Raw genomic sequence first — 15,744 nt, forward strand, 5'->3', positions numbered from 1 at the left:
CATCAGCGCAATAGCGTCAAAAGAGTGCTTTAAGAGTCAGTTCCACTCGACGCGCTGCACCCGGCTGATAGAAACCGCGGTACAGCGAGTCTGCGTAGAGCTTGTTGCTCAGGTTGGAGACATTGAGCTTAAGCGAAACCGTCTCGCTGACGGTGTATTCGGCCATGGCGTCGAATGTCACGAAACCGGCCGCGTGGTAGGCGCGCTGCCCTTCCGGATTCTGGCTGCTGCGGTAATTGGCGCCCACGCCCAGGCGCAGTTGCGGCATCACGCGGTAGGTGGTCCAGAGGCTTCCCGAGTGCCTGGGCGTGAGGCCGGGGCGATCTCCTTCCACCTGCGCGCCTGTGCCGGTAGCCGACAGCCGTACGTTGCTGCTGTCGATCTTGGCGCGCGGAATCCAGGTGTGGTTCCAGAATACTTCCCAGGCGGGGGTGATGCGGCCTGCAAAGTTGAACTCCATGCCCGCGGCGTGGCGCTTGCCAGAGAGCAACTCTTGCTGAGCGGCGGTATCCGGGTCGGTGTTGCGCTCGTTGTATTTTTCACTGTAGAACAACGCCACGCCAGCCAGTGCGCGTTTCTCAAACAGATCCCACTTGCCGCCGATCTCGAAGTTTCGGCTCTTTTCGGGCGGGGTGTTGGAGGAGCGCTCGGTGTTTGCGTTGATCGAGCCGAACTGGTAGGCATCACCCGCTGTATTGAACGAAGTGCCGAAGGAGGCGTAGTAAGAAGAGCTGTCGTTGGGCTGGAATATCAGGCCCACGCGCGGGCTGAAAAGGTTGTCGCTGCGCGCGTTGCTGAGGGAGCCGTCCGCGTTGTGATACGAGGCGCGGAAGTGGTCAAAGCGCACACCACCCACCAGTTTCAGCGTGTTGGTGATCTCCATGGTGTCTTGCGCATACAAACCTATGCTGCGGGACTCGAAGTTGTTGAAGGGCACAGGGGAAACGCGAGTGTCGGGAACCCATGCTCCGTCGTTGGGGGTTCCCACGGTTGTGCTGGGGCGCGCCGGAGTGTTTGGTAACGGGAAGTTGTTGTTCCGCTTGGCGCCCTCGTCATAGACGTCTATGCCAGCCAGCAACTGGTGTTTGCGGCCGCCCCACTCGAAGGTGTTGCTGTAGTCGCTTTGAAACTGCACCACGTCGCTCTTGCCGATGCGGCCCTTGGAGCCGCGCGTGAGTACGGTGCTGCTGGTGATGTCGGCCACACTGGTGGGACGAGGGTTGGCAAACGCGATGGGGCTGCCGAGCAGGTCGCGCTCGTACTGGCCGGCACGCAGTCTGGTCTTCAGTTCACCGCCATTGTCGAAGCGGTAGGTATGACCCAGTGTGACGTATTTTGCCGAGGTGTTCAGGTGATCGCTCGCCAGACCGTAGTAGTTCTTGGCAGGCAGCGTGGGCGTGATTTCGCCTTCGGGGCTGATGATCCATGGATGGGAGAAGCTTGAGCGGCCCTTCACGTCCAGATAGTAAGCGCCTACGGTGAACTCATTGCGCGTGCCGATGCCCCAGCGGAACGTCGGCGCAATGCCGATCTTGCGCTGCTTGGCGCCCCAGTTTTCGGCGTCGTGGCCCAGCAAGTTGAGTCGCAGCGCGGAGTCCTCGCTCATCTGGAAATTGAGGTCGCCTGTCACACGCTTCATGCTGCCAGTGCCCACAGTTGCGTTCAGTTCGTGCTGAGTGATCAGGAAGGGTTGCTTGCTAACCTGGTTCACCACCCCTCCGGTGGAGCCTTTTCCAAACAGCATGGAGGCTGAACCCTTGATGATTTCAACGCGGTCTTCGTTGAATGTGTCGCGCTCGTACAAGGGCGCATCGCGCATGCTGTCGCGGTAGATGTCGCCCGCCTGGCCGAGCGAGAAGCCGCGCAGTCGCACGTCTTCCTCGCCTGTTTCGCCCGCCTGGAAGGTAACGCCTGCGGTGGTGCGCAGCACTTCGCGGAAGTCGTCCAGATTGCGGTCGCTCATGAGCTTTTCCGTCATGACCGTCACGCTTTGTGGAATGTCGCGCAGTTCCTGATCGCCCTTGCCGATCTGTGTGCGGTTTACCCGCAGTTCGTTCTTGCTGTTGGTGGCGCCACTGTCCTTTAAAGATGAGTCGCGCACTGTCACCGTGCCCAGCGTGGCTGTCGTTGGCGCTGCCGGGGCTACAGATTGAGCCCATGCACCGCCGGCCAATGATCCGGCCAGCAGCATGGCGCCTAATGGGCGCAGCGTTGGGGCGGCGGTGCTCGCTAAAGGTTTTGAAGCGTCCCGGGCTGTGTGGCCAAGGGGGTGCACAAGGTCTTGAAAAGCAGGGTTCATGAAGCAGCCAGTCAGTCGATATTAAGGGGAGAGCTGGCTACATGAGCGCATCCGCGGATCGGTGCGCGCTTCGCTTGCTTGCAATGAACTTTAAGGATGCCCTGCATAACTCCCTGCGGTCTGTGGCAGCACGGCCTCGGGCGATCCGCAGCGTTGCTTTTCTTGCCAATAGCTGGGCTATTGGCTGCAAAAAGACGCCTTGCGCCTCATCCCGATCCGCACTACCACCGACTCGCGAGGGTTATGCAGGGCATCCTTAAGGGAACTATTCTAACTAAATGAGAATAGGTTTCATTCAAGTGTAGCGAAAATATGACAGGAGCCCATCACCCCAAGCCGGCCTGGAGCCTGTCGGACTTGGAGCGCCGAAAGGGAAAATGGGACCCAGTGAGGACAGTTTTTGCAGGATTCGCAGGTCCATAGCCCAGCTATGGGTCAAGAAGACTGTGAAAAATGGATCGCTGGGGCTCATTTGCAGCCGGCGATTTCCAAGTCCGACGGGCTCCTATGGTGCGGTTTTCCTTTTGGCGTGAGTAGGCGCTTAGGCGTCTCTCGCCTTATTCTTCCATCTGGCTCTGCAGGTAGTTTTGCAAGCCCACTTTGTCGATCAGATCAATCTGAGTTTCGAGATAGTCAATGTGCTCTTCGGTGTCGTTGAGGATGTCCTGCAACAGGTCGCGCGAGACATAGTCGCGTACGCTTTCGCAGTGGACCATCCCGTCCTTGATGGTCGCCTGTGCAGCTTGTTCCAGTTTGAGGTCGCAGCGCAGGAGTTCCGGAACGTCTTCACCGATCATCAGCTTGCCCAGGTCCTGCAAGTTGGGCAGGCCGTCGAGCGTGAATATTCGGTCCATCAGTCTGTCGGCGTGTTTCATCTCGCCGATGGATTCTTCATATTCCTTCTTTGCCAGTTTGCCCAGACCCCAGTGCTTGAGCATGCGGTAGTGCAGGAAGTACTGGTTGATGGCCGTCAGCTCGTTTTTCAACTGAGCTTGCAGAAATTCAATGGCTTTCTTGTCGCCTTGCATGGGCTACTCCAATCAGGTTTCTAAATCTGGAGTCTAACTACACCAAGGTGATGGTGGGGTACAGGGTGAAAAATTTTGCATGACCCGTGGCGGCGCACGGCGTTTGCGCCTCCCTTAGACTTGCAGCCATCACATCACTTTTGTACGTCTTGTGACGCAGTTAACAGGCTAGCGCCAAGGCAAGGTACACCGCATGCAAGAAACAGCCTCCCACCGGGTGATTCCCGTCCACGCATCTGGCGGCATGCCTGGAAAGAACAATCAAAAAAGGGCCCGAGCTCAACTGAAGGGTCGCCAGCCGGACGATGCCGCCTTGGCTGAAGTGCGCGCCTTGATCGGGCTCTCTCAGGGAGGCGGCTACCGGCGTGACCTGCTGATTGAATACCTGCACCAGCTGAATGACCATTTCCGCGCGCTGTTTGAGCGCCATCTGGTGGCCCTGGCGGCGGACATGCGTATTCCCATGGCCGAGGTGTTCGAGGTCGCCAGTTTCTATCACCACTTCGAGATCATCAAAGACGATGTTACCCCTGCGCGCCTGACAGTGCGCGTGTGTGAAAGCCTAAGTTGTCAGCTTGCCGGCGCGGAGGCGCTCCTCGAAAAATTGCCTGCCCTGCTGGGGGCAGAGGTGCGCGTGGTCCCCGCACCCTGTATTGGCCGCTGTGAGCAGGCGCCTGCCGCTCTTGTAGGGGACTCGTCAATCGGGCATGCGAGTGTCGCGGGCCTCGCGGAGGCGGTTAACCTGAAACTGGAAAATGCGAAGCCGCTGCCGCTGGCGGCGAAGCCTGTTGCCATGGCGACCTATCGGCAGGCGGGAGGCTACGCTCTGGCTGCGGCGATCCAGCGCGGTGAACGCGACGCAGAAAGCGTCATCAGCGCGCTTGAACACGCCGGCTTGCGCGGTCTGGGCGGCGCCGGGTTCCCGGCGGGGCGCAAGTGGCGCATAGTGCGTGGCTTCTCGGCTCCGCGGTTCATGGCGGTGAATATCGACGAGGGCGAGCCAGGCACCTTCAAGGACCGTCACTATCTGGAGCGCGATCCCCATCGTTTTCTTGAGGGGTTGCTCATAGCCGCTCAGGTGGTCGGCTGCGAGGCGGTTTATATCTATTTGCGCGACGAATACCCTGAGTGTCATACCGTGTTGAGGCAGGCAATCGCTGATCTGCAGGCAGATCCGCCGTTTCCGCTTCCGCATATCGAGTTGCGGCGTGGCGCCGGCGCCTACATCTGTGGAGAAGAAAGCGCCATGATTGAAAGTATCGAGGGCAAGCGCGGCGAGCCTAGGTTACGACCGCCCTATATTGCTGAAACGGGCCTCTTTGGTCGCCCGACGCTGGAGCACAACTTCGAGACGCTTTACTGGGTGCGGCAAATTCTGGAGCAGGGCCCCGAGTGGTTCGCCTCCCATGGCCGACACGGGCGCAAGGGGCTGCGAAGCTATAGCGTAAGCGGCCGCGTCAAGAACCCTGGCGTCAAGCTGGCGCCCGCTGGCATCACGCTGCGCGAGCTGGTGAACGAATATTGCGGTGGCATGGCTGAAGGGCATGAGTTGTATGCCTATCTGCCAGGTGGTGCTTCGGGTGGCATCCTGCCCGAGCGGCTGGCTGATGTTCCGCTGGATTTCGACACCTTGCAGCCGCATGGCTGCTTTATTGGCAGCGCGGCCGTCATCGTGCTCGGGCACCAGGACAAAGCGCGCGATGCAGCACTTTCCATGATGCGCTTCTTCGCCGACGAAAGTTGCGGCCAGTGCACTCCCTGCCGGGTGGGTACGGCCAAGGCGGCCGAATTGATGCAAGCAGAGCAATGGGATCACACGACACTGGAAGACTTGGGCACCGTGATGATTGATGCGTCCATTTGCGGGTTGGGTCAGGCTGCACCAAACCCGATCCGTTGCGTGCAGAAGTATTTTCCCAATGAGGTGGGGGCGCTGTCGGAGGGCCAAAATGGTGCCCAGTCGGGCGGTTCCTTGGGAGGGCGCTCATGAGCGCGATACTGGATCAAAATGCGTCCACCATCGATTTCGAACTCGATGGCCGGTCAGTTAGTGCATGCGAGGGCGAATCCATTTTGATGGCCGCTGAGCGTCATGGCGTCAGCATTCCGCGCCTATGCTTCACGGATGGCCTCCGCGCCGACGGCAACTGCCGCGCCTGCGTGGTCGAGATCGAAGGCGAGCGAACGCTGGCGCCAAGTTGCTGCCGCGCAGTGCAGCCCGGCATGAAGGTCAAGGCCACGAGTGAGCGTTCGCGCAAGGCACAGAACATGGTGCTGGAGCTGCTGCTTGCAGAAATGCCTGAAGAGGGCTTCAAGTGGAATGATGCCAGTATCCCCGATGCTTCGCCTGTGCCCGCCTTGCCCGATGACCCTATCGGCCAGCATGGTGAATTGAGCCTGTGGGCTACGCGATCCGGAGTCACAGTACGCCCCGCGCTTCAAAGCCTGAAGCGCGAGCAACCTGCGCCGGACGTCAGTCATCCCGCCATGGCGGTCAACCTGAGCGCTTGCATACAGTGCACCCGCTGCGTGCGCGCCTGCCGCGAAGCGCAGGTCAATGGCGTGATTGGCTACGCGGGCCGGGGCAGCCATGCGCGCATCGTTTTCGACCTCGAAGACTCCATGGGCGCCAGCACCTGCGTGGCTTGCGGAGAATGTGTTCAGGCCTGTCCGACGGGCGCCCTCATGCCCAAGACCCATATCGGGCCTCAGAAAGTCGACCGGCAGGTCGATTCCGTCTGCCCATTCTGTGGGGTGGGCTGTCAGATCACCTACAACGTACGCGATGAGAAAATCATCAGCGTCTCGGGCCGCAATGGGCCGGCCAACGAAGGGCGCCTGTGTGTCAAGGGCCGCTTTGGTTTCGACTATGTCGCCAGCCCGGAACGCCTGACCAAGCCGCTCATTCGCAAAGCGGGCGTGGCCAAGGATCCCGCCCTTTGCGACGATCGCGTTGATTGGCGCGAAGTCTTCCGCGAGGCGAGCTGGGAGGAAGCGCTTGACCTGGCCGCTGGGAAGCTCAAGGGCCTGAAGGACCAGTACGGCGCCAAGTCGCTGGCGGGCTTCGGCAGCGCAAAGGGCAGCAACGAAGAGGCCTATCTGTTCCAGAAGCTCGTGCGCACCGGTTTTGGTAGCAACAACGTCGACCACTGCACGCGCTTGTGCCATGCTTCAAGTGTGGCCGCGTTGCTCGAAGGGGTAGGTTCGGGTGCGGTCAGCAACCCCGTGAAGGATGTGGAGTTCGCCGAGCTGATCCTCGTCATCGGCTCCAACCCCACGGCCAACCACCCCGTGGCCGCCACCTGGATGAAGAACGCCGCCGAGCGTGGTGCCAAAATCGTGCTGGCTGACCCTCGCGTGACCGACCTTGCGCGCCACGCGTGGCGCGTGCTGCCCTTCAAGCCTAGTGCGGACGTCGCCATGCTGAATGCCATGCTGCACGTCATCGTGAACGAGGGGCTTGTGGACGAAGCTTTTCTCCGCGACCGGGCAGACAACTACGAAGCTCTCAAGGCCAATGTGCAGGACTACAGCCCGGAGGCCATGGCGCCCATATGTGGCATTCCTGCTGAAACCCTCCGCGAGGTAGCGCGTGCTTACGCTACGGCCAAGACTTCCATGATCCTGTGGGGTATGGGGGTCTCACAGCATGTGCACGGCACGGACAACGTACGCTGCCTGATTGCCATGGCAAGTTGCACCGGCCAGATCGGGCGGCCCGGTGCCGGTTTGCACCCGCTGCGAGGTCAGAACAACGTGCAGGGCGCCAGCGATGCCGGCCTGATTCCCATGATGTTTCCCAATTACCAGCGCGTGGACAACTCCCAGGCTCACGGCTGGTTCGAGAACTTCTGGGGTGCGCCTCTGGACGATCAGCCCGGCTATACAGTGGTTGAGATCATGCACAAGGCCCTGGCGGAGGACAACGATCCTCACAAGGTGCGCGGCATGTACATCATGGGTGAAAACCCGGCCATGAGCGACCCGGACCTGAATCATGCGCGTCATGCGCTCGCCAGTCTGGAGCATCTGGTGGTTCAGGATATTTTTCTCACCGAGACCGCGTGGCTGGCCGACGTGGTGCTGCCTGCCTCGGCCTGGCCCGAGAAAACCGGCACGGTCAGCAATACCGACCGCATGGTCCAATTGGGACTGCAAGCCTTGACTCCTCCGGGCGAAGCGCGCGCCGATCTGTGGATCATTCAGCAGATCGCGAGACGCATGGGCCTGGATTGGCGCTACGAGCATCAGGACGCAGGGGGCGAAGAAAGCTACCACGGCGTCGAACACGTCTACGATGAAATGCGACGCGCCATGCACGGCGCCATCGCCGGCATCACCTGGGATCGCCTGCAACGTGAAAGCAGCGTCACCTACCCTTGTCTCACAGAAGAAGACCCGGGCCAGCCCATCGTCTTCATGGACCGCTTTCCAACATCGGATGGTCGCGTGAAGCTGGTGCCTGCTGACATCATTCCTGCCAATGAGCGACCCGATTCAGAGTACCCCATGGTGCTGATTACCGGCCGCCAGCTGGAGCATTGGCACACTGGTGCCATGACGCGCCGCGCCACCGTGCTAGATGCACTGGAGCCCGCGCCCACGGTGTCCATGAACGGCGAGGACATTGCAAGCCTGGGGCTTCAACCCGGTGGAACAGCGCGTGTGGCCTCGCGGCGCGGAAGCGTCGAGCTGACCGTGCGTCGTGACGACGGTACGCCCCGAGGTAGCGTGTTTATTCCCTTCGCCTATCGCGAAGCGGCGGCCAATCTTTTGACCAATGCGGCGCTTGATCCGTTCGGGAAAATTCCGGAGTTCAAATACTGCGCGGTGCGGGTGCTGGCGGTGGACCCGGCGCCGGTTTCAGGCTGAAGCTGGAAAATAGCCGACCCAAAGGCGGACCTACAAAGCAACAAGGCCCCGAAGGGCCTTGTCTGCAGCCTCAAGAGACCGGTCATTCAGAGCACCCTCTTCGAGCACGCTCTATGAATAGACTCTGAGGGCTATCCGGCGACCAGGATGGCCGCCTCAGGGTTTAGCTGCGCTCGCCGCTCTTGACGACGTAGCCATTAGCCATGGCGTTACGCACATCTTCACGGACTTCGGCGCGGGTCAGTTTGCTCGGAGTCTGGTCAACGGCGGCGCCGGCATTGTTCACGCCTGCAGCGGGCGGATTTGCAGCAGCTTCTTGGCGCACGGCTTCGCGGCTAACGGTGCTGACTGTCACGGTGTCGTTCTGGAACAGAGGGCCTTCGCCGGAGACAGGCTGGAAAGCGAAAGCGTTGCCTGCCAGGGCAGTTGCCAATACGGTAGCGAGAGCGATGGTTTTAGTTTGCATGGTATTTTCCTTTCAGTTCATGCAGCTAGAGGCTGCATGTTTTGCAGCTTCCTTGTCTTGAATGCGAGTCATCTTGTTAACCCGATTCGCTGCGGAGGAGCTTTGCCTGGATCAGCTTGCCGACTCCGTAAGACGTAGTTTCGGCCTTTTCGAGTCGATAAAAAACCACCCAATTGGAATAAGACTCTTTCCTTCTGGGAAACAATGTGCTGGGGAACTTTCTGAGCAAGCCACCGCACAATCTGCTTAACGCTTTCCATCGCTACAATGAACTCATCTTTACTGTACGCCGGCTTCGTCCGGCGATTTTTGTCTTGACCCTTGAAGCTTCCCCTGCCGTTGACGCCTTGGTCGAGCTGCGCGGCGTGACCTTTGGTTACGACGAGAGGCCGATACTCAAGGATCTCTCGCTTACAGTGCTGCGCGGAAAGGTCACTGCGCTCATGGGCGCCTCTGGCGGAGGCAAGACCACCGTGCTGCGACTGATCGGCGGGCAGTATCGCGCGCAGCAGGGAGCGGTGCTTTTTGAAGGGCAAGACATCGGCACCATGGACGATGAGCAGCTTTATGTCGCGCGGAGGCGCATGGGCATGCTGTTTCAGTTTGGTGCGCTGTTCACCGATCTATCTGTATTCGAGAACGTGGCGTTCCCGCTGCGCGAGCACACCCAGTTGCCCGAGGCGCTGATTCGCGACATCGTGCTCATGAAGCTTGGAACCGTGGGCCTGCGGGGAGCGCGAGATCTAATGCCCTCTCAGGTGTCAGGCGGCATGGCGCGGCGCGTGGCGTTGGCGCGAGCCATTGCACTTGATCCGGAGCTCGTGATGTTCGATGAACCCTTTGCCGGACTCGATCCGGTGTCTCTCAGCACCACCGCGCGGCTGATCCGCAGGCTGAACGATTCTTTGGGTGTCACCAGCATCGTGGTGTCGCACGACGTCGACGAAACATTTCGCATCGCCGACCAGGTGATCATTCTGGCCGACGGTGGGGTGGCGGTGCGGGGCACCCCTGAAGAAGTTCGCGCCAGCACTGATCCGCTCGTGCGTCAGTTCATTGGCGCGTCAGCCGAAGGGCCGGTGCAATTTCATTATCCCGGCCCCACGATCGAGCAGGATTTTGGGGGTGCCTCATGAGTTGGTGGCGCCCATCCGATGTCGGTTTTGCTGTCCGCTCCGGCTTGGCGGATATTGGCTACGCTGCCCGCTTTTTCTGGCGGCTTGTCACGTTGGCCGGGCCTTCGTTCAAGCGCTTTTCGCTGGTGCGCGACCAGGTCCACTTCCTGGGAAACTACTCGCTATTGATCATCGCCATTTCAGGTTTGTTCGTCGGCTTTGTGCTGGCGCTTCAGGGTTACAACATCTTGCAGCGCTACGGCTCCGCAGAGGCGGTGGGCATGATGGTGGCGCTCTCGCTGCTGCGCGAACTCGGGCCGGTTGTCACTGCCTTGCTGTTCGCTGGTCGTGCTGGCACGGCACTCACGGCGGAAATTGGCCTGATGAAATCGGGCGAACAATTTTCTGCCTTGGAGATGATGGCCGTCGATCCGGTCCGCCGCATCATTGCGCCTCGTTTCTGGGGCGGTGTGATCGTGATGCCGCTCCTCACGGCAGTCTTTAACGCGGTAGGTGTGCTGGGCGGCTGGGTGGTCAGCGTGCTCATGATCGGGGTCGACCCCGGCGCTTTCTGGAGCCAGATGCAAGGTGGGGTCGATGTGTGGTCTGACTTGGGCAACGGCGTAATCAAGAGTGTGGTGTTTGGCTTCGCGGTAACCTTCATTGCACTGCTGCAAGGATACCGTGCCAAGCCGACGGCCGACGGTGTGGCCCGTGCCACCACGCGCACGGTGGTCATGGCGTCTTTGATGGTGCTGGGGCTGGATTTCCTGCTCACAGCCATGATGTTCAGTTTCTGATTTTCTAGCTTCTTGAGTAGCGCAAGCAATATGGCACGTTCTAAAAACGACTTCTGGGTGGGCCTGTTCGTGCTCATCGGCCTGGTGGCGCTGGTATTTCTGGCGTTGCAGTCAGCCAACCTGCTGAGCCTGAATTTTCAGCGCGGCTACCGCATCACTGCGGATTTCGACAACATTGGCGGCTTGAAGCCGAAGGCGGCTGTCAAGAGCGCAGGGGTTGTCGTAGGCCGCGTGGAATCCATTGGCTTCGACGACCAGAAGTTTCAAGCGCGCATTACGCTCGATATGGACTCACGCTTCGCATTTCCTAAGGATAGTTCGCTGAAAATACTCACCAGCGGGCTGTTGGGCGAGCAGTACATCGGGATTCAGCCCGGCGCCGATGAGAAAAACCTGGTTGCCGGCGATAATGTCACCAGCACCCAGTCTGCGGTCGTCTTGGAGAACCTGATCAGCCAGTTTCTCTTCAATAGCGCTTCAAGCTCTGGCGCCAGCAACGGTGCAAAATAAGGAGTCGGCTTGAAATGATCAGGTCCGACCAACAATAGCAAGGTATTTCAATGAAGACGCTAGTGCCGGCCGGTTTAGGGCTGCCGGGTCGATGGGCCGTGGTTTTGATGGTGGCGTTTCTGGCGGGCTGCGCCAGCGCGCCGGGCGCTGACCCACGTGATCCTTGGGAGCCGTACAACCGGTCGATGACCAAGTTCAACGACGCCGTCGACGACGCCGTGCTGAAACCTGCTGCCACAGTCTACAAAGAAGTTCTGCCGCGCCCGGTGCGTAGTGGCGTGGGCAATTTCTTCGGCAACCTGGGTGATGCTTGGTCCTTTGTGAACAATGTGTTGCAGGCTAAGCCCGAAGGCGCGTTGCATTCCTTCTGGCGTGTGGTCATCAATACCTCCATCGGTCTTGGCGGTCTGTTTGACCCGGCCACCGAAATGCGGCTTGAACGTCACCGGAAAGATTTTGGCCAGACTTTGGGGTGGTGGGGCGTGCCTTCAGGGCCGTATGTGGTGCTGCCCATCCTTGGGCCGTCCACCCTGCGAGACACCGCGGCTCTGCCGGTAGACTCTTACGGGCGCCCTCAGAGGTACATGTTTAACAATGGAGTGCGCAACTCCTTTGCCGTAGTGCAAGCCGTTGACGTTCGCGCGCGGTTGCTTGAGGTGGGTAATATTCTGGACGCAGCTGCTCTGGATCCCTACACTTTCAGGCGCGATGCCTATCTGCAAAAACGTCGCAACGACATTTACGACGGCAACCCCCCGCAAAATGAAGAGCGTTACGACCTCGATGAAGGCGGCGATGCCGGTGCTGCAGTAGCACCCGGTGCGCCGGCCTCCAGCAAGCCATAGGGATGCCCTGGCGCGTTTTTCGGCGGTTTTGCGGTGCGTTTTAGAAGCGCGTCGTGCACAACTTGTAACAGCCTCGGGGAACCCGGGCGGCTTGTGGCATTCAAACCCGCGAGGGGTGGTTTTTCGCCCGTGAAATATTTAACCATGACTCAACCGTTTCGTCGTTCCCTCATCAAACGTGCTGCCTTGACTCTCGGTGCTCTTGCATTGGGGGCCACTGCGCCATGGGCACAGGCTGCCGACGAGGCGCCGAATGTGATGATCGAGCGCTTGTCCACCGAAGTGCTCGACATCATCCGCGCCGACAAGACCCTGCAAAGTGGCGACATCGCCCGCGTGATGGAGGTGGTTGACCGCAAGATCATGCCGAATGTCAACTTTCGTCGCATGACGGCATCGGCCACCGGCCCGGGTTGGCGCAAAGCCACACCCGAACAGCAGCAGAAGCTCCAGCAGGAGTTCAAGACCCTCCTGGTGCGAACCTACGCGGGAGCTCTTCGACAGGTCAGTGACCAGACCATCGAAGTGGGGCCACTGCGGGCCAACGACTCCGACAAGGAAGTGCTGGTGCGTACCCTTGTGAAGGGCAAGGGAGAGCCAGTGCAGCTTGATTACCGCATGGAAAAAACACCCGGTCAGGGCTTGGGCTGGAAAATCTACGATCTGAACGTGGCCGGAATCTGGTTGGTGGATACCTACCGCCCGCAGTTTGCACAGCAGATCAACGCCAACGGCATCGATGGTCTGGTCGCTTCACTCGTGGAGCGCAACAAGACCAATGCAGCGGCCAGCGCCAAGTGAGCCACATGCTGGTCTTGCCTGCGGAACTCACTCATGCTCAGGCTGCACCTTGCCTGAATATGCTGCTGAAGGCCGCGCGTGCAGAGCCGGGCGACAGTGTCCTGGTAGATGCGACCGCTCTCACCCGGTTTGACTCATCGGCGCTTGCGGTGCTGCTGGAGTGCCGTCGAGAGTGCCTCCTTGATGGCAAGAAATCTTTCGCCGTGCGCGGCTTGACGCCGCGCTTGCGCGAATTGGCCGGTCTCTACGGCATATCGGATCTATTGCCCGATCGCTCATAACAAGCCATCCGCGTATCTTGAGTGGAACTCTATTGCGCCCTCAGTTACTCATGGGGTGTAGTTATTTTCTTGAGCAAGGTGCGTTTTGGGCATGAATATTTCGAGTTCTCCTTCTGATCTCGGTTATCTCGCAGCAGCCGTAGGTGCAAATGGCTCCGAGGATGTGCAGGCATCCATTCGAGATAAACTTTTCATAGCGGCAAGTGATCCTCACGGTAGGGCCGACGCCGCTGTTGCCGGTTCTGGTCGTACCGTGGCTGAATGCTTGTCCGCGCTTGTTGAATCGGGTAACCCAGAGGATTGTGAATTCGTCATGAATTGCGCAGCTGGCACAGGTGATGTGGCCATGTGTGCGAAGTCTCTCCTGGCGAGGCAGTTTGCCGATAACGCCGACCCGGGAATCCTTTCTCAGATTCGTCAGATGGCGCAAACGCTGATCGAATTGATGGGAAACTCATTTGGGCTTCAGGCCAAGGCGCAGCCAGAGATGCTGCTTCTGGCGGGTACTGTGCTGGAGGGCGAAGTAGGTGGCGCGGCGATTCCGCCTTCCGTCAAGGAGGCGATTCGTGAGTTTGATCAAAGCGAATGGCGTCCAGTCTGGTGGATCAAGCAGCCGCCAGGCGCTGATGGTGTGTTTTCATCGGATGTGATCAAGAAGCTCAAGCAAGGGTTTGATGGTATTCCTGCGCACGCCAAAGTCATTCCCGTAAAGGGCGACGGGGCTTGTTTGTTCCGCTCCTCACTGGCGATTCATCTCGGAGAGGAGCGCTGGGTGGACAAGAGTGTGACGAAAGGCGAAATATTCGGCAAACTGATTGATCTTGGGTGGGATGCAAAAGTCAAGGACGCTATCAAGGTGGCGTACGAAGATCTTTGCTCATTCATGCCCCCATCCGATGAGGTGGCGCAGGCTTTTGATGTGGACAAGCTGTTTGACCGAACCATCGCCAATCTGGATTTCACGCTGTATTCGCCACACGGAATTGGGGCGATCATGGAAGGCGTGGCTCAATCCGACGAGGCCGAAAATGCTCTCTTCTTCGAGACATTGGCGGACATAATCACCCAGCGCTTCATTGATCAATCGGGTATAAATCCCGTGCCTAATGGTTGCGAGGATCCTGGGAAATTCCAGGGAAGTCGCGCATGGATCGCGCGCAATGGGGCGCACTACGATTTGTTGGTGACTGAAAGTTTTTTTAGAGACCCTTCACACGCTGGCTTGCTGATGGCTGGGTCTGAGCCCCCTCAGATGTGGGCTTGAAGATCTTCTGATTGTCGTTATTCTTACGCATTCCGCGCTGCCACAGGCCGCAGGGAGTTAAGCAGATCCCTGGTGTTAATGCGGCTTTTCAGAAGATCGCAAGCGGTCAACTGCTGGTTTCAGGTTTAAAGGATCACAATGACCAGAGAAAACTTGACTTCCCTACATGGTCTGACCAGTACCGGTCGGCGCCAGTTTCTTGGCGCCGCGGGCGCTGGGTTGTTGGCAGCCAGTTTGCCGGGCTGTGGAGGCGCCAGCTACGTGGCTCCCTCGTATCGCCAGACGATTGATTGGGGTCAGCGCGCCATCGCGCAGGTCATGAGCGAGCAGCCTGATGCTGCAGCCATTTCCGTGGCGCTGCTCGATTCGAATGGCATTGCCTGGCAAGAGGCCTTCGGGAAGGCATCTGTGGCCAGCAATAAGGCCGCCACCATCCGAACCCGTTTCAATATCGGCTCGGTCTCCAAGGTGTTTGCCGGGCTTGCTGCCGTCATGCTCCAGGAAAGAGGTGTGCTCGACCTCGATGAGCCCATCATCAGCTACCTCCCGGGTTTCAAGATGCTTTCCCCGGAATACGTGCGCATCACGTCCCGACACTTGCTCACGCATTCTTCCGGCTTGCCCGGAACGAATGGCCGCAATCTCTTTACGTTCGCACCCATCGCGGGTTACTCGGCCTACACCGAGAGCGAATTGTCGAATGCCCATCTCAAGCACTCGCCCGGTGAATTGGCTGTGTATTGCAACGACGGCTTCACTTTGTTCGAGCAAGTGGTGCTCGCCGTCTCGGGGCAGGAGTTTCCGGATTTCGTGGAGGAGCACATTCTCCAGCCTTTGCAGATGTTCGACTCGGGCTATATGCGGCGCCCGAATCCTCGTGGCGAATTTGCGCACCCGCAGTATCGTGGCAAGGAATATCCGCTGGAATTCGCCAATGCTTTTGCCACGGGCGGCTTGAGTTCAACGCCCTCCGACATGATGAGGCTTGCCGGCATGTTCCTCGGAGGAGGGGAGTATGAGGGTGTGCGTATTGTCTCGGCCGCCGGCATTGCGGCCATGACAAAAGACCAGACGGCCGGTTTTTCAATCAATCCCTCGCCAGAATGGCGCTGGGGCCTGGGCTTGGATAGTGTTCGTGAAAACGGGTTGGCAAAGGCCAATGTTCTGGCGTGGGAAAAGAACGGCGGCACCACGTTTTTCTCCACCGAGTTCTTTGTGCTGCCAGAGGCTGGGTTGGCGCTGCTGCTGACCGGCAACTCTGCCTACGGCGGCAAGGCCCTCGAAATCTCCGAAGGGATCCTCATACGTGCGTTGCAAGAGGGGGATGGATCCGCATGGCACCCTCCAGGGTCAGCAACATCGTTCCCCCGCTGGCATCTCCTCCCTTTGTCGCAAATGCCGCGGGAATCTACGGTAACTATACGGCCCCTATTCAAGTATTGGTAGGCGCGGATGGGAGCCTG

General features: G+C 59.2%; 13 protein-coding genes. 10 read left to right on the top strand and 3 right to left on the bottom strand.

The window, feature by feature from the left end; translation table 11 throughout:
- Positions 1 to 16: 16 nt before the first annotated feature.
- Together AAAK34_RS05715 and bfr are read right to left on the bottom strand one after the other, a co-directional pair.
- Positions 17 to 2,299 (bottom strand): TonB-dependent receptor, encoded by a 2,283-nt coding sequence (locus AAAK34_RS05715; protein ID WP_431777829.1) that lies wholly within the window; start codon positions 2,297 to 2,299, stop codon positions 17 to 19.
- A 557-nt stretch (positions 2,300 to 2,856) separates the two neighbouring features.
- Entirely contained in the window at positions 2,857 to 3,327 is a 471-nt protein-coding gene (gene bfr, locus AAAK34_RS05720; protein WP_231693651.1) for a bacterioferritin, read from the bottom strand.
- Positions 3,328 to 3,571: 244 nt separating this feature from the next.
- Between bfr and AAAK34_RS05725 the strand changes: the two genes are divergently transcribed.
- Both AAAK34_RS05725 and fdhF read left to right on the top strand, forming a co-directional pair.
- Entirely contained in the window at positions 3,572 to 5,317 is a 1,746-nt protein-coding gene (locus AAAK34_RS05725) for an NADH-ubiquinone oxidoreductase-F iron-sulfur binding region domain-containing protein (protein WP_231693814.1), read from the top strand.
- Positions 5,314 to 8,199 (top strand): formate dehydrogenase subunit alpha, encoded by a 2,886-nt coding sequence (fdhF, locus tag AAAK34_RS05730; RefSeq protein WP_231693650.1) that lies wholly within the window; start codon positions 5,314 to 5,316, stop codon positions 8,197 to 8,199. The genes AAAK34_RS05725 and fdhF overlap by 4 nt, the downstream gene beginning before the upstream one ends.
- A 163-nt stretch (positions 8,200 to 8,362) precedes the next feature.
- Here the strand turns inward: fdhF and AAAK34_RS05735 are convergent, their stop codons facing one another.
- Positions 8,363 to 8,665, bottom strand: a complete 303-nt coding sequence (locus AAAK34_RS05735) for a hypothetical protein (protein WP_231693649.1) — start codon at positions 8,663 to 8,665, stop codon at positions 8,363 to 8,365.
- Between the two features lie 314 nt (positions 8,666 to 8,979).
- On the opposite strand from AAAK34_RS05735, the gene AAAK34_RS05740 reads away from it, so the two are divergent.
- The 8 genes from AAAK34_RS05740 to AAAK34_RS05775 all read left to right on the top strand — a co-directional run bounded on the left by AAAK34_RS05740 (position 8,980) and on the right by AAAK34_RS05775 (position 15,727).
- Positions 8,980 to 9,801 (top strand): ABC transporter ATP-binding protein, encoded by an 822-nt coding sequence (locus tag AAAK34_RS05740; RefSeq protein WP_231693648.1) that lies wholly within the window; start codon positions 8,980 to 8,982, stop codon positions 9,799 to 9,801.
- Positions 9,798 to 10,580 (top strand): lipid asymmetry maintenance ABC transporter permease subunit MlaE, encoded by a 783-nt coding sequence (gene mlaE, locus AAAK34_RS05745; protein ID WP_231693647.1) that lies wholly within the window; start codon positions 9,798 to 9,800, stop codon positions 10,578 to 10,580. Before AAAK34_RS05740 ends, mlaE begins: the two co-directional genes overlap by 4 nt.
- A 30-nt stretch (positions 10,581 to 10,610) precedes the next feature.
- The gene (gene mlaD, locus AAAK34_RS05750) at positions 10,611 to 11,090 is read left to right on the top strand and encodes an outer membrane lipid asymmetry maintenance protein MlaD (protein WP_231693813.1); all 480 of its coding nucleotides are present in this window, start codon (positions 10,611 to 10,613) and stop codon (positions 11,088 to 11,090) included.
- A gap of 50 nt (positions 11,091 to 11,140) precedes the next feature.
- Positions 11,141 to 11,935, top strand: coding sequence for an MlaA family lipoprotein (locus tag AAAK34_RS05755; protein ID WP_231693646.1), 795 nt, complete (start codon positions 11,141 to 11,143; stop codon positions 11,933 to 11,935).
- A 144-nt stretch (positions 11,936 to 12,079) separates the two neighbouring features.
- Positions 12,080 to 12,736: an ABC transporter substrate-binding protein gene (locus tag AAAK34_RS05760; protein WP_231693645.1), complete on the top strand. Its 657-nt coding sequence runs from the start codon at positions 12,080 to 12,082 to the stop codon at positions 12,734 to 12,736.
- Between the two features lie 5 nt (positions 12,737 to 12,741).
- Positions 12,742 to 13,017 (top strand): STAS domain-containing protein, encoded by a 276-nt coding sequence (locus AAAK34_RS05765; RefSeq protein ID WP_231693644.1) that lies wholly within the window; start codon positions 12,742 to 12,744, stop codon positions 13,015 to 13,017.
- Positions 13,018 to 13,330: 313 nt separating this feature from the next.
- On the top strand, positions 13,331 to 14,281 hold the full coding sequence (locus AAAK34_RS05770) for a hypothetical protein (protein WP_431777830.1): 951 nt from the start codon (positions 13,331 to 13,333) through the stop codon (positions 14,279 to 14,281).
- A 153-nt stretch (positions 14,282 to 14,434) separates the two neighbouring features.
- Positions 14,435 to 15,727, top strand: coding sequence for a serine hydrolase domain-containing protein (locus AAAK34_RS05775; RefSeq protein WP_431777831.1), 1,293 nt, complete (start codon positions 14,435 to 14,437; stop codon positions 15,725 to 15,727).
- Positions 15,728 to 15,744 lie beyond the last annotated feature (17 nt).

Source organism: Ottowia caeni (genome assembly GCF_050821495.1).
Taxonomy (GTDB): domain Bacteria; phylum Pseudomonadota; class Gammaproteobacteria; order Burkholderiales; family Burkholderiaceae_C; genus Ottowia; species Ottowia caeni.